The sequence below is a fragment of the Endozoicomonas arenosclerae genome, assembly GCF_001562015.1.
Taxonomy (GTDB): Bacteria; Pseudomonadota; Gammaproteobacteria; order Pseudomonadales; family Endozoicomonadaceae; genus Endozoicomonas_A; species Endozoicomonas_A arenosclerae.
This window is the reverse complement of the sequence record NZ_LASA01000023.1, coordinates 1-15,061: the sequence shown is the minus strand read 5'-3', so window position 1 is coordinate 15,061 and position 15,061 is coordinate 1. Positions and strand designations below refer to the sequence as shown.

The window sequence follows — 15,061 nt, the reverse complement described above, 5'->3', positions numbered from 1 at the left end:
TCAATTTGGATTTATAAAAGCCAGGTATCGAGGTTTGAAGAAGAATGACAATAAACTGTCTACTTTATTTGCCCTGGCGAATATTGTTCGACTGGATCAAATGATCCGGGCACAGGGTTAGTCCGCCCTGAAGTCACGAAAGTGGCTAAATATCATACAAATAAGGGGTTGAGACCTCTGATTTCAGTCCTACTTCGAACTCGATTCAAGAAGGGAAGTAAATTAGAGGTTATTCGCAGGTTCCCTAGACAGTCAGACTGACAAAGCCGGTTTCCATAAAGACTATTCAGGGTAGAATGGCTGAAAGGCCCCTCTTAAGGCTTAATCAAAGGAAGAATAAAAATGGCCAAAGAAATCCTGGCAGCCATGATTGAATTTGATGATGTCGGTGAGTTTGGCGGAGTTGATCCCAAAGGCTATGATGCTTTTGATCAGGCCCTGGCCCGTTCTCACGCTATGATGCAAGACTATTCAAATGATAAATACATAAAAATGATGGTGGCGCCTGAATATTATTTTTCAGGTCATAGTTTTAATAAGGGAACGACAACCGTGACTTCCCTGAGTCGCGATGACAAACACAGCCTCTATACAAAACTTCAGGCTTCATCACGTAAATACCCCAACATCCTGATTGTGCCTGGCAGTATCGCCTATTCCAAAGCTCGCGGCCTGTCAAAAAGGAAGTATTACAATGTCTGCCCGATCCTGTTTGGCGGCAATATTCTCCTGAAAAAATACAAGGTGGGGAATGACAAGTATCAGTCAAAAGGCGATTTTAAAACCAAAGACAAAGGCAACACATTTACTCATAAAAGCCTGAAGTTTGGCATTGATATCTGTCTGGATCATGGCCACAAAGTGCTTAAGTCTTCTCTAAAAGGGGAGACGGTGGATGTCCATGTTCTGATTGCTGATGGTGCGGCTCCGTCACCAAGAAGTTTGGCCACGACGACCAACGGTGTTGTGGTTTACTGCAACATGAAAAGCCAAAACAAGGACAAGGGCGTTAACGGTATTTTGTCTGTCAAAAAGAATGATTATGGCAATCTCAATACTCATAATCGACAACTGGTGAGTGAAACCTCTCAAAGCCTGACCGGTGGCTATCGGATTGCTCTGTATAAAGGTCAGGTGAAAAGCTGATCTTCTTGGGAGCCTGAACAGTCAGGCTCCTTGCTGTGTCAGTCACACTGCTCAAATTTCCTAAAATACTTCTTTGCTCGTTCTACTCTTCGCTGTTTTTCCTGAATCTGTGTTGAAAAATTCATCTGGCATCCAACTTTTATCTTAATTAAATAGTGTGTACACTAATAATCGATTATTAGAGCTCCCTTGATTAAACGTCAAAGTTCAGGCTTTTGTCAGTGTTCAACAAGCAGTAAAAGAAACCGGGCATGGAACAGCCGTGAGCCAAGAAAAAAATAAAGAGGTATCTCAGTGAGTAGCGATCAGGAAGCCCTCGGGGCCGATGCCCAGTTCTTTCAGCACCTGCGGGAAGGACGTTTCATGATTCAAAGGTCAGAAGGTACTGGCCAGTTTGTCTTCTATCCCCGCATGATCTGCCCTAAAACCGGTAAGAAAGATCTTTCCTTTGAGGAAGTCTCGGGTCGTGGCGTTATCTACGGAACCACTGCCGTTCAAAGACCCGAGAAGTATGGAGGCAATTACAATCTCTGCCTGATCGACCTGGAAGAAGGTGTTCGCATGCTTAGCCGGGTGGTCGATGTTGATCCTGATCAAATTCAGATAGGTATGAAAGTTCAGGCGCATATTGAGAGTGTGGACTTTGGCACATTTAAAAATAGCGACCAGCCAGTGGTTGTTTTCAGACTTGTTGAGGCAGCATAACAATGACGTACACACTAAAAGGTAAGGGCGCTATTGTTGGGGTGGGCTATGACGGTCTGGGCAGTCGCTTGAAGCGTTCACCCATGGATCATATGGCCAATGCCACCTTTAAAGCACTGGAAGATGCCGGGCTGGAGCTTTCTGATATAGACGGAATCTGCGGCGGAACTTTCTACCACATGTTCCCGACACTGGTGATGGCTGAATATCTTGGTATTCGACCTAAGTGGTCCAACTCGGATCAAACCGGTGGATCTTCTTTTCTCTCCCATCTTCAGGAAGCCGTCATGGCTATTGAAGCAGGTCTGTGCAGCACGGTCCTGATTGCCTATGGATCGAATGTGGGGGCTGTTCGAAACTTCGGTATTCTGGATACTCCTACCTATGATGGTATCTATGGCAATGATCAACCCCTGCCCGGTTATGCCATGGCCATGGGGCGTCATATGCATCAATACGGCACCACTCGGGAGCAGATTGCCGAGGTAGCGGTTGCTGCACGACAGTGGGCTGCTCTTCACCCTGATGCTGTCATGCGTGATAAACCTATCTCCGTTGAAGATGTAGTGAATTCTCCTCTGATCTCTACCCCGATTCGTGCCCTGGACTGCTGTCTGATGACCGATGGTGGTGCGGCCATTATCGTGACCAGTGCAGAAAAAGCTAAAGACTTGAAACAGAAACCTGTTTACATGTTGGGTTCTGCAGGTGCGCACTGGCACCGTGAGTTGCAGGAGATGGAAGATCTTACGGTCACTCCTGCCAAAGAATCAGCTGCCCGGGCCTTTGCCAATGCCGGTATTTCCAAGTCTGATGTTGACGTAGTCCAGCTTTATGATGCTTTTACTATCAACACCATTATGTTCCTGGAAGATATGGGCTTCTGCGAAAAAGGTGAAGGTGGTGCGTTTGTTGCTGAAGGTCGTATAGCTCCAGGAGGAGAGCTGCCTGTGAATACCAATGGTGGTGGTTTGTCGTTCGCTCATCCGGGCAAATACGGTATGTTTACCCTCATTGAAGCTACTGAGCAGCTACGAGGAAGTGCTGGAGACCGGCAGGTGCAGGGAGCTGAAATCGCCGTTGCACACGGTAATGGTTGTGTATTCTCTCATGAGTTCACAACGGTTCTTGGTACTGAAGCAACCCTGTAACAGGGTCTTAATCAGACGCACCAGGGCTTTGGAAAGCGAGCAGTACAGCTTTCCATAAGGCGTTTTGCCCTGAGTAGGGAAACATAAAATGACAAACAGCCTCTTCCCTGTTCCCGAGATTGAACGTACTGACGAAAATGAGAATGGATTTACCCTGAGATCCAGAACAGCTCTGGGGCCTTACCCGGACAGAGTGTTGGCTCCACTGTTGCATTGGGCAGGAGAGGGGCGGGATCGACCTTTTATTTCCCAACGCAATGCTCAGGGTGGTTGGGACAGCATTTCCTATGGAGATATGTATAGCCGGGTGAGAAGTCTGGCGCAGGCTTTACATAGTTCAGGGTGTCATTCAGAAAGGCCGGTGGCGATTCTTTCGGAAAACTCCATAAACAGTGCAACGGTTATTTTGGCCTGTATCTATGCCGGGATACCTGTGGTGCCTGTTTCAGTGGCTTACTCAACCATTCCTGAAGCCTTTGACCGGCTTGAGTATTGTCTGGATCTGGTGACACCTGGAGCTGTGTATGTTGAAGACAGTGCCCGTTTTGATCCTGTTATTGAAAGACTGAATCTAAAAGACGATGTTCTTGTATTTGCCAGTCAATTGTCTTCGGCCAGGCAGTCTTCCTCAATGCAGTCTTTGGCCAGTTTGCTGGATACTCCGCCGGGGGATATCGACAACATTTATCTGCAAACAGGCCCTGAAACAGTTATCAAGATTCTGTTTACTTCTGGCTCCACGGGTACTCCAAAAGGGGTGATCAACACCAATCGGATGATGTCTGCTAATCAGCAACAGCTTCTTCAGGTTTACCCTTTTCTTAAAGAGCAGCCACCGGTTGTGCTGGACTGGTTGCCCTGGAGCCACACATTTGGTGGCAACGAAGTTTTCACCATGACTCTCTGGCACGGTGGACATCTATACATCGACAGCGGAAAGCCTGTTCAGGACGCTTTTCAAACGACACTGGATAATCTCAGGGAAGTACAGCCTACTATCTATTTCAATGTGCCCTTGGGTTACGACATGTTGGCAACCGCTCTGGAGAAAGATCCGCAGCTGAACGAATATTTCTTTGAGAAGCTGAGCATGCTTTTTTATTCAGCATCGGCATTGCCCCAATCTATCAGGGATCGGTTGCAGCTATTGTCTGAACAGGCTGGCAAACAGATGGCCATTGTCACGGCCTGGGGCGCTACTGAAACGGCACCTTTGGCCACTGCCGTACATTATGAGTCCAGCCGGACAGACAATATTGGCGTACCGGTTCCCGGTTGTGAGATTCGATTGGCTCGCAGTCACGACCGATACGAGCTCAGAGTTCGTGGACCACAGGTAACTCCAGGGTACTGGCGTAATCCTGAGCAAACCCTGCAGATATTTGACGAAAATGGATTTTATAAGGCAGGTGATGCCGCCTGTTTGATGGATGATAACAACCCGTCTGCAGGCATCCTTTTTGATGGCAGGATTTCTGAAGACTTCAAACTGTCTTCAGGGACCTGGGTCGCAGTGACCAATCTGCGTAAGGCCATAGTGAATGCTCTGCTGCCGCTGGCACAGGATGTTGTAGTTCTGGGCCAGAACAGGGATGCGATTTCTATCTTGGTCTTCCCAAATCAGGCTGAATGTCAGGCTGTTATGGAGAGCGGATCAGAGATTCCTGATAACGATCTGCTGACGGATCAGGCTTTGCTGCACGAGTTTGAGAAAAAGTTGGACCAGTTCAACCAGCAGCATACTTCCAGCTCTACACGGGTACAGGGTTTTGCGATTCTGCGAGAACCTCCTTCGCTAAAAGAACATGAGATTACTGAAAAGGGCGCTATCAATCAGCGGGCCATTATCAAAAACAGGGAAGCTGTCGTGAGTCGTTTGTATTCATACGACACCGGATGCATCCATTTAGAATTCAATTAATAACGAAGTAAAAAAACAAAAGGAGAGTTCCATGAATATTCAGGGACAAGCAGCCATCGTAACCGGTGGTGGTTCAGGACTGGGTGAAGCTACAGCCCGTGAACTGGCCAGCAAGGGCGCTAAAGTGGCTGTGCTCGACGTAAATCTGGAAAAAGCCCAGGCTGTTGCAGCGGATATCGGTGGTTTAGCCTTTCAGGCCGACGTTACAGACACTGAAAGTGTCAGCAAAGCACTGGAAATGGCTGAGGAAGCCCACGGTGTTGCCCGTATTATTGCTAACATAGCCGGTATTGGCGGTGCCAAGCGTGTCTATAACAAGAAAACAGGCGAGCCTGCACCACTGGAAGACTTTGAGCGCATTGTCAAAATCAGCCTGACGGGTACCTATAATGTGACCCGCCTTGCCGCAGCTCGAATGGCCAAGTCAGAGCCTCTGGAAGACAATGAGCGTGGTGTAGTGATATTCACTTCTTCCGCTGCAGCTATGGATGGTCAGGTAGGTCAGCAGGCTTATTCAGCGGCAAAAGGTGGTCTGGCAGCCATGACTCTGCCTATGGCCCGTGACCTGGCTCAGTTTGGTATCCGGGTAATGAGCATTGCTCCGGGACTCTTTAATACCCCCCTGATGCAGACCCTGCCAGAGCCTATCCAGCAGTCATTGGCTGAGTCCATTCCTTTCCCTAATCGTCTCGGTAAGCCAGAAGAATTTGCCCAGCTGGTCAGCCATATTGCTGAAAACACTCACCTTAATGGTGAGGTTATCAGGCTGGATGGCGCTATTCGTCTGGCTCCCCGTTAAACGACGGTCAATAAGCGAGCTGGAAATGCCGCTCATTCGAGCTATGAAGAGCGGCATTGCCTTTGAAAAATTAATGATACGTCTCATGGATGCTTTCAGCATGAAAGCGTCAATGGCCTTCTATATCCTGAAAAAACAGCCATAAGATGACATGGCGTTCACGGTAAAGGGGGCATTAAAGGAGCTCCCAGTAATGATTACCTACCAAGCCCCGCTAAAAGATATCTCTTTTGTACTGAATCAGGTTCTGGGTTTTCCAGCTCACTATCAACAATTTCAGGAAGGTGAGCAGGCCAGCCCGGATATTGTTGCAGCCATATTAGAGGGAGCCTCAAAGTTCTCCGCAGATATTCTTGCACCACTCAATGCTGCGGCTGATATTGATGGCTGCAGGCTGGTAGAAGGGCAGGTTCAGGTACCTGCTGGTTTTAAGGAAGCTTATCAACAGTTTGTGGACGATGGCTGGATGAGTCTGGGTCACCCTGAAAGTTATGGTGGTCAGGGGTTGCCAAAGTCGCTCAATATGGCGGTTCATGAAATGGTGGTATCTGCCAATCATGCCTGGACCATGTATGTGAATTTGACCTGGGGGGCGGTCACTACGTTGATGCATCATGGCAGCGAAACATTGAAGCAGCAGTACTTGCCGAAAATGGTTGAGGGTCGCTGGTCGGGCACCATGTGCTTGACTGAAGCCCACTGTGGTTCTGATCTGGGGTTATTGAGAACAAAGGCTGAACCCAGAGACGATGGCAGTTACAGTCTTACCGGCAGCAAGATTTTTATCTCCTCCGGCGAGCATGGGATGACAGACAATATTATCCACCTGGTTCTGGCCCGTCTTCCTGATGCTCCGGCGGGCAGCAAGGGCATATCACTGTTTCTGGTGCCAAAATTCAATCTGAACGCTCAGGGCAATCCGGCTGAAATCAATAAAGTCAGCTGTGGTTCTCTGGAAGAAAAAATGGGCATTCATGGTAACGCTACCTGTGTCATGAATTTTGATGGTGCCCAGGGCTTTCTGATTGGAGAGGCTAATAAAGGACTGAGTTGCATGTTCACCTTTATTAATGAATCCCGCCTGGAAGTTGCACAGCAGGCCAACGGTCATATCGAAGCGGCTTATCAACAGTCGCTGGATTACGCTCGTGAACGATTGCAAATGCGTGCTGCTGTCAGGAAAGATCCAGCTAAAGCGGCTGATCCGATTATTCAGCATGCCGATGTTCGGAGAATGCTTTTGACACAAAAGGCGCTGGCTGAAGGCAATCGGATGTTGAGTTATTACTGTGCCAAACAGGTTGATCTTGAGCACAGTGAAAATCCGGGGGTACGGAAACAGGCACAGACACTATTGGCTCTGTTAACGCCTATTGCCAAAGGTTTTGTAACGGAAACCAGTCTGGAGTCCACCAGTCATGCCATACAGATTCTCGGAGGTCATGGATACGTTAAGGAGTGGGGCGTTGAGCAGCACTACCGGGATACCCGAATTACAGCCATTTACGAAGGAACCAACGGTATTCAGGGGCTGGATCTGTTGGGACGTAAGGTTCTGGCATCTCAAGGCGCGATTCTTGAACCTTTGATAGAAGAAATTCTGGGGTTCTGCTCCACTGCAGATTCAAACCCTAATACAGAGGCAGTGACAGGTCTTGTAGAACAATGGCGCTCACTGACTCAGGAGCTGGGTCGCAAAGCTTCAGGAAAGGCTGATGAAGTTAATTCAGCGGCCTGGGACTATATGATGTTTTCAGGCTACCTGGTTGTTGCCTATCTCTGGTTGAAATCAGACGTTGTGGCTAAGAAAGAAATTGAAGATGAAAGCAATCTATCCGAGTTCTCTCACGCAAAGCTTCATACGTCGAAATTCTATTTTGAACGACTGCTGCCCAGAGCTCAGGCTCATGCATCGGCATTGCAGACCGGGGCAGATAATCTGATGAGTTTGCCGAAAGACTCTTTCTGGTTTTAATCTTCGTTACTAATTAATAAAAACGACGATAGATGTATTTTTTTTATTAATCATAAGAGATATTCAATTTTAAAATAATAATCACTATATATACGCTTCTTATTTATTTTTCATAAACCTGAAAAATAAATAAGAAGCGTTATTTTAGAATACGACAGTAGATTGTAATGTAATTGTAAATTGCATCTGCTATATTGCGCGCAAAATTGCAGAATTTCCCTATCAAGAAGATACAAGGATGTTGTATCTGCAAGCACAAATAAGATCTTGAACTGCAAGATCTGTTTCAGGGATAGACTGAAGGGATTCAATGGTGCGTGCTTGTTATCGTTTGTTGATACTGTTTGCTTGTCTCGTTTTCAATGTAAGCAGTCATGCTTCTGTATATACAGAAAAAGCTTTTGAATGGTTGTCAAAACAGCAGATGGATGACGGAGGGCTTTTCTCTGTTGATGATATCTCACTTCCAGGGCAGTCTACTTCTGAGACCTTAGAAGCATACCTTCTTTATTCTGGCGATTCCCGACCCAATGTTGCCAAGGCGAAGGAATATCTGGTTCAACAGTCCAGTCTATCTACTGAGTTTCTTGCTCGTGCCGTTTTGCAGGGTGTTCAGTCTACGGATTCTATACCTTCTCTAAAAGTGCTCTTAGAAGATCGTCAGAATTATGATGGTGGGTTTGGTGATCTGAAGGGATATAACAGTTCTACTCATGATGCATATTGGGCTTTAAAAGCTTTAGATCTCAGTGGTCGAATGAATAGCCAGCGCAAAGGACGTGTTGTTGGGTATTTATTAAACCAGCAACTGCCTGACGGTTCCTGGGGCTATGCAGGCAGTGCATCCCAGTACTTAACTGCCAGAGTTGCAGGACTCCTCTCCCGATATAAAACCGTTTATGCCGATGTGCCTGTTGCAGTATCCAGAGCAGAAACTTTTCTGCGTAATGCTGTAGCAAATGGTGAAGCGCTAGATACATTTCTTCGGTCAGTTATTTTGAGTTCAATGTCTGACGTTTCCTCAACACCTGAATCATGGAAAAACCTGGCTAATACCTTACAAACAACACAGGATGATAGCGGTAGCTGGAATAACGATGTTTATATCACAGCGCTGGCCGCCAGGGCTCTGAGTATTTATGAAGCTCGTCTTGCAGTTGGCAGTAACCTTGGAGTAATTCGCGGGAAGGTGGTTAAGGCTGGCTCTCTGGCTCCAGTCAGTAATGCCATGATCTCGGTTGTCGGTCTGGAGGGAGTGCGAACGCAAGCAAATGGTGACGGCAGCTTTGTCATTAATGGTCTGTCGGCAGGGCAATATAACCTTCTGATTTCTCATCCGGGCTTTAATAGGGTTGCTGTGAGTCAGACAGTTAAACGAGGACTAGTTGCAGATATTGGCAACATTGCTATGGCAATGGCGTCTGGGCAATCTGTTTTTAGTGGTCGTGTTACAGATACTGAAACGGGTAAGGCAATCAAAGGTGCCAGAATTGAGTTATCAGGTAGTGCTTCTCTGACTTTGACCGCCAATGCTGATGGCAGGTTCAGGGCATCAGATTTAAAACCAGGTGGGTATTCAGTCAAGTTCTCGGCTTCTGGCTATCACTCCCAATCTGGGAGTTTTACACTGGAAGGTTCAACTGAGAATAAATTGATAACCAGCCTGGTACCGAATACTCGTGTACTTGATGATACGCCTGCCCAAATATCTGGTCGCTTGCTTAATGGTGAGACTCAAACCCCTCTGTTGGATGGTTCATTAACGCTCGATGGTGGCTTAAATGCTCTGTCTCAGGCAGATGGTACATTTGTTTTTTCCGATGTACCCCGTGGCTCCCATAGCCTGACTATTCAGGCTGATAATTATGTTTCTTCTCGGGTTTCATTTGATTTCGTGCCTGGCAGCTCAGGAAGATTAGGTGACATTGCCCTTTATCCCAAGTCAGATACCCAGGCTCCTGTTGTCACCGAATTAGGTGTGAAGGTTCAGCATGCGGTGACTAAACAACCTTTGGCCGGAGTTGAGGTTTTTGTTGGCGGTAACTCTAAGGGGATAACCAATGCATCAGGGCAGATTGTTGTTTCGGATATCAGTGCCCTTCAATTCAGTCTCAAAACTGTTTTGGACGGGTATATCGATTTCTCAGGCACACTGTCAACATCGGCATTTGGTTCTTACAGCACAACGGTAGAGCTGACCCCAAAAAATGATGAGACATTCACAGAGACAACCCTTAGCGGAGTGGTTACTGATCAAAGTGGAGTTGCTGTGGCTGGAGCTGTTGTTGAATATCCTGGTCAGCAGCTTTCTGTCACATCTGATGACTCAGGGCGATATACCCTGACAGGGATCAAGTCTCTCTCTGGTTCTGTTGTAGCAACCAGGTCTGGATTCCAGACACAGCAGTTCCGTGTTGATGTGCAACAGCATGGCCAGTATCAGTTGGATATTGTTCTGGAACCTGTTGGGGACTCAGTTTTCCAGGTGGCTTATGTTTCTCTGAGTAACCCCGCTCCTGATCTGGATGAAAATGTAAAGGTCAAGGCCAGGGTCGTTAACCTTTCTACCGACGCTCAGAACGTTATTCTTGGTGGCAAGGTGCAAAGTTTTGATGGCAGTGACGTCATCACCAGCCTTGCAGCCATTAACCCTGGTCCAGGTGGAGGGTTGGGAGGCGTTATTGCTTTTGCTCCCGGAGAAACGCGTGAGATCGAATTACCCTGGAACGTGGGTCAAACCCCTGCAGGTGAATACAGCATTGTAGTGAATGTAGTGCGTGAAGATTCAATTTCCCGTGCTCTTCCTGAAGGTGATATTTATGCCAGTGGGCAGGATCAAGTAAGCCTTACACCGCAGATGCGTATCAAGGGGGGCTTCCCATTTGATCCACCTCTGAGTCAGGCTGGCTCAACTAAACCTGTTAATCTCAAACTGGTTATGCGCAACAGTGGTAACACAGAACTATCTGCGGGTGAGTATACCCTGTCCATAGCTACAAAAGATGGTGATGTGGCTATGAGTCGTGATATTGCCATACCTGAACTTGCCTTGAATGAAGTAATTGAGATGGCGCTGGGAGAATGGCAGCCTGACGATCCAGGCCATTACAGTGTATCTCTTACCCGAAAAGGTATGCCCGAAGTTGGGTCAATCAATGCTGTTTATTATGTGGGAGATGTGGCATCGGACCGATTCACTCTTGATCAGACAGTGTTACCTCAAGGAGACCAGAAGACTCGTGGCCATATTGAATTAACCGGTGTGGATACCACCGCAACTGAATCAACAGACCCGTTGTTTGGGCAGGTACGTGAATCGTTGCGAAGAGGTGCAGGGAGCGTTGGTCCTGCAGCAGCAGTCTGGCACAAAAACAACCGGTGTCTTGGTTGCCACACTCAAACCCAAAGTCTGGTAGGTCTGGCAGCCACACAGGGACGTGCTGATTTCGATAACAGTAATAGTAAGTTTTTATACAACGCCATTGCAGGCAGTCAGCAAACTGATGGCATTCTTGCTATTTCCCATAATGTCTATAAGAAAACCCAGACTGCTTTGGGCGTCTGGGCTCTGGCTGAATGGACTGATAAAGAAGCCAGCTATCGAACGCAATACAATGCTCTGAAAAATCTATGGGGATTACGAAGCACCTCTGGAAATAATATCTACTGGGTTAATGAGCACCAGACAGGCTGGTTGGTTCTGAACTATCAGGCCAGCAGTGCTCTGGTTGCACGTTCGGCGGCGGACTTGATTAGAAGCTTTGACAATGGCGTCGCAAACTCTGTTAAGGACTACAGTCTAAAGGAAGCAGGTGCTTTACCTAATCGTAGTGGCAACCTGGGTGGCATTACTGCAGTCAACAATGAATTGTTAGTCGCCAGTCAGGGCAAGATTCAACGCTTTGACCCAGATTCTGGTGAAAGCAAAATCCTCTATCAGGATAGCGCCAATCGTACACTGTACGATGTCGTGCAGTTGTCAGATGGGACTCTGTACGCTTCTGGTGATCAGCGCTTAGTGAAAGTCAGCGACACTGGAGAGATAACTGAAATCAGTATTCCGGGGGGAGCTTTAACGAATCTTGCTGTATGGCAAGGCCAAGTTTATGCCTCGGTACCCTCCAGAAACCAGGTTTTGGCTATTGCGGTAGATGATTCATGGCGAATCTTTGCATCTTCACTCAATCACCCATTGGGACTTGCTGTATCTGAAGCAGACGAACTGATTGTTGCTAATCGCAATAGTTATAACCTGCTTGCATTCGAACAGGATGGACAGTCCAGTATCTATGCTGATGGTATTGCATTTCCACCTGAACAGTTGGTTAGCCTTGATGATGGCCGCCTCCTGTTGATCACGGCCAACTATAGGAAAAGCGGGCAATACACGCCTCAGGGTGTAGCGTTAGTGCGTGAGGATGGCACTGTTGAGTCCATTACACGTTTTGATGGTATGGGAGATGTATTTGTTGTTGGAGACGAGTGGTTTATTACCAACAGGTCAAACTGGAGACTGAATAAAATAGTTCCTGCGCCTATTTCCTCAGAGATTGTTGAAGCATACCGTCAGGCTCTGCCGAGTATGGCTGGTTACTTTCTGTCAGGTCACACCAATAATGACCATGAAATTCTCAGGATAGCATTCCGCCTGGTAGGCCTCGCTGAGATTCGCAATGTCAGTACCAATGAATCATTAAATGAGCAAATTGATGCAGCTATCAAGACCATGGCGGACAGGTTGCGTCAGCGCCAGCGAAGTGATGGAGGCTGGGGTCGGTACAATGGCTCAGGGAGTGATCCATTAACAACGGCCTGGGTAGGCATTGCTTTGGATTATACCAATCCATCCGTTAATGATCCGGTGGTTCGTAAAACCATACAGTATCTGTTGTCTGCCCAGCAGGGGAACGGTGAATGGACAGGGCAATATTTTGGTACACGACTTGGTACTACCAGTATGGTGATGGCCTTTATGCCAAAGGCTCTGGCACGTCTGGGAGGACTGGATGTCGAGCTGGATCTTATACTGCCTGACAGTGTTTCTTTGGACAAGCCAACAGTCGAACCAACAAAGGTTGAAACGACGAATGCTGGAAAACGCTATCAGTGGAAGCTGACAGGTGTGACTGAAAGAGGGCAGAAGATTGATTTCGACCTGGCTATTAACGATCTGCAAGCGGGTGAAATCCGGCCTGTAGCTGACGAGGCTCGCTTGTATTTTGCCAACTCCTTTAACGGTGAAAACCTGTCCAGAAATATTGATATCCCTACCGTAAGGGGAGTCTCTGAGATGGGGCTGAAACTTTCGACAGATAAACCCACGTATCGCTCTGGAGAATCTGTTTCACTGCAAAGCGTCGTTAGCAGTTTGTCGGGGGCCATCACCAGTGCAAGAGTGGAAGTACAGATTCAAACGGCCAATCAGGAATTTGTTGCTGATGTTGGCAGCATTCAAGGAATTGATGTTCTGGCGGGTGAGAGCATCAGTAAAAAACTTGTATGGAGCTCTGAAAATGTGCTTGCTGGCTCCTATAAGGCAGTGGCCAAACTCTATGATGCCAGCGGACAACTCCAAGGCGAAGCTGCTGATAACTTTACTCTTGTAGCATCCAATGCTTCAGGCCAACCTGCGGGTCGTTATGTCACTTCCGTATACTCCGACAAGCCGGTATATCGCCAATGGGATGCTGTGAAGCTTAATGGGCGAGCTATTAATGCTGCAGTTAATCAGATTCGAGAGCCTGCACTGGCAATAATGGAGGTGACTGATTCGAACGGTCAGCTGCTTTTCCAGCGTAAGTGGGTTGTGCCGGGTTTGGCAGCCAATGGTTTGAGAGATCTTCCTCATAGCTTGCAGTTAGATGAAGCGCCTCCCGGAGAGTACAAGGTTTCTCTGGTGTTGTGGAATGCTACAGTGGATAAGGTTTTATCTTCATCTACTGGCAGTTTCACCGTTCAGGAAGATTTAGTACAGGCTCTAACAGGTAATGTCTCTGTCCAGAATAGTCTTGTGGAGCAGGGTAAGTCGGCCATTTGTACTGATAATCTGCTGAACCGCTCAACTCGCCTGACGACACAGTTTACTTATCGACAGCTGGTGGTTTCTGCAGCCGACCAGACTGAAATATCAAAATCTGAAAAGAGTATTACTCTGCTTCCAGGCAAGAAGTGGGACTCAGTGCGTACACAGTCCACTGATAAGTTGCCTCTGGGTCAATATGCTTGTGTGCTTCAGAGCAATCTTGGAGGGCAATGGCGGACAGTGGGGGCTGCCGCTTTTGAGGTGGTTGAGCCACCAGTGAATCTCACGGGCAGTTTAATCAACTCCGATAAAGATAGGCTTCTGGCCCTGGTTGACGGACCAAAGCAGTGTGAGGCGGTGGATTCCATAACAGTGGCTTTTGATCTGAAACGATATTTCACACTCTATAACAACGACGTAACCGTTGAACTGATATCGGAAGATGGCCAGGTTCTGGATACTGAGGTATTAACGCCGTTTTCCAGAGGCTGGATCAATGACCAGTCGACAGAAACGGACCTGTCAGGCTGGGTCACAAAGGGTCGTTTGCTGAAAGTTAAGCTGGATAAAAACAGTGGGCTGGATGATCAATATCAGATCAAGGCCACTTACTACAAAGGCTATCAGTGGAAAACCAGAGCCTGGACATTGACGACAGGTTGTGACCGCTCATGGAAAACCGGCAACTGGTGGAGCGATCATCTGCTGCTGGACTTCTCCTGGCACGAATCAGCCATGCGTGTTGATAAGCGAGATCCTTATGGACCTGTGGATCAGCCGGATCTTCCAGCACAGCGTAAAGCGCTGGAGTCACTGTTAAAACAGAAACAGTGGTCTTACACACTGGTGGATAACAGTGAAGACTTTGCCCGAGAGCTGAGGACAGGCAGTTATTCTGCTATGGGGCTGTTCAGTGAAAGAGTCACTCTCGACCACTGGACACAGAAGGCAATACGTGAGGCTGTACACAGTGGCTCAGGCTTGCTGGTAGCCGGTATACACGATACCCGTCATATGATTCTTGAGCCTGCTCTCGGCATTATCAAGCTTGGTGAGCATCATGGTTCCACAGGTTTGACTCTGACAGCCCTACCTGGACTGGAGGGTGAGTCGGCTTACCCTATATCGGGTGACTATGCTGTTGCTATCTACCCTCGTACCGCCCAGGTATTGGCTGAGTTTGTATTGAAAAACTCTATGGATGACCAGGATCACAAATGGTATGGAGAGGAAAGCCAGAAAGTCTGGCATGAACGAGTACGCCAATTACACGACCGGTCGGGCATGGATGTTCTGGATGACGACTGGATTCGGTGGTACTGGGAAAACCCGAGGTCTATGG

At 47.6% G+C, this 15,061-nt stretch carries 7 protein-coding genes and 1 pseudogene; all 8 read left to right on the top strand.

Features of this window, described 5'->3' with window-relative positions; translation table 11 throughout:
- Positions 1-121: pseudogene (locus WG89_RS31945) on the top strand (IS5/IS1182 family transposase); the annotation flags it as partial.
- Between the two features lie 221 nt (positions 122-342).
- Positions 343-1,146 carry a hypothetical protein gene (locus WG89_RS01970; protein WP_062260627.1) on the top strand — a complete coding sequence of 268 codons (804 nt, stop codon included), beginning with the start codon at positions 343-345 and terminating at the stop codon, positions 1,144-1,146.
- Between the two features lie 294 nt (positions 1,147-1,440).
- Positions 1,441-1,851, top strand: a complete 411-nt coding sequence (locus WG89_RS01965; protein ID WP_062260625.1) for a Zn-ribbon domain-containing OB-fold protein — start codon at positions 1,441-1,443, stop codon at positions 1,849-1,851.
- 2 nt (positions 1,852-1,853) lie between these two features.
- On the top strand, positions 1,854-3,002 hold the full coding sequence (locus tag WG89_RS01960) for an acetyl-CoA acetyltransferase (protein WP_062260623.1): 1,149 nt from the start codon (positions 1,854-1,856) through the stop codon (positions 3,000-3,002).
- An 88-nt stretch (positions 3,003-3,090) separates the two neighbouring features.
- Complete coding sequence (locus WG89_RS01955) at positions 3,091-4,923, top strand: feruloyl-CoA synthase (RefSeq protein ID WP_062260621.1); 1,833 nt, start codon at positions 3,091-3,093, stop codon at positions 4,921-4,923.
- Positions 4,924-4,954: 31 nt separating this feature from the next.
- Positions 4,955-5,722 (top strand): SDR family NAD(P)-dependent oxidoreductase, encoded by a 768-nt coding sequence (locus WG89_RS01950; protein ID WP_062260620.1) that lies wholly within the window; start codon positions 4,955-4,957, stop codon positions 5,720-5,722.
- A gap of 193 nt (positions 5,723-5,915) precedes the next feature.
- Positions 5,916-7,697, top strand: coding sequence for an acyl-CoA dehydrogenase C-terminal domain-containing protein (locus tag WG89_RS01945; protein ID WP_062260618.1), 1,782 nt, complete (start codon positions 5,916-5,918; stop codon positions 7,695-7,697).
- Between the two features lie 310 nt (positions 7,698-8,007).
- Positions 8,008-15,061, top strand: a 7,054-nt coding sequence (locus WG89_RS01940; RefSeq protein WP_062260616.1) for a carboxypeptidase regulatory-like domain-containing protein, incomplete at its 3' end; no start/stop codon positions are given.

What these genes read in the sequence shown, in the direction of transcription:
- WG89_RS01970 (WP_062260627.1), top strand. Translation starts at nt 343, where the DNA reads ATGGCCAAAGAAATCCTGGCAGCCATGATTGAATTTGATGATGTCGGT.
- WG89_RS01960 (WP_062260623.1), top strand. Translation starts at nt 1,854, where the DNA reads ATGACGTACACACTAAAAGGTAAGGGCGCTATTGTTGGGGTGGGCTAT.
- WG89_RS01955 (WP_062260621.1), top strand. Translation starts at nt 3,091, where the DNA reads ATGACAAACAGCCTCTTCCCTGTTCCCGAGATTGAACGTACTGACGAA.
- WG89_RS01950 (WP_062260620.1), top strand. Translation starts at nt 4,955, where the DNA reads ATGAATATTCAGGGACAAGCAGCCATCGTAACCGGTGGTGGTTCAGGA.
- WG89_RS01945 (WP_062260618.1), top strand. Translation starts at nt 5,916, where the DNA reads ATGATTACCTACCAAGCCCCGCTAAAAGATATCTCTTTTGTACTGAAT.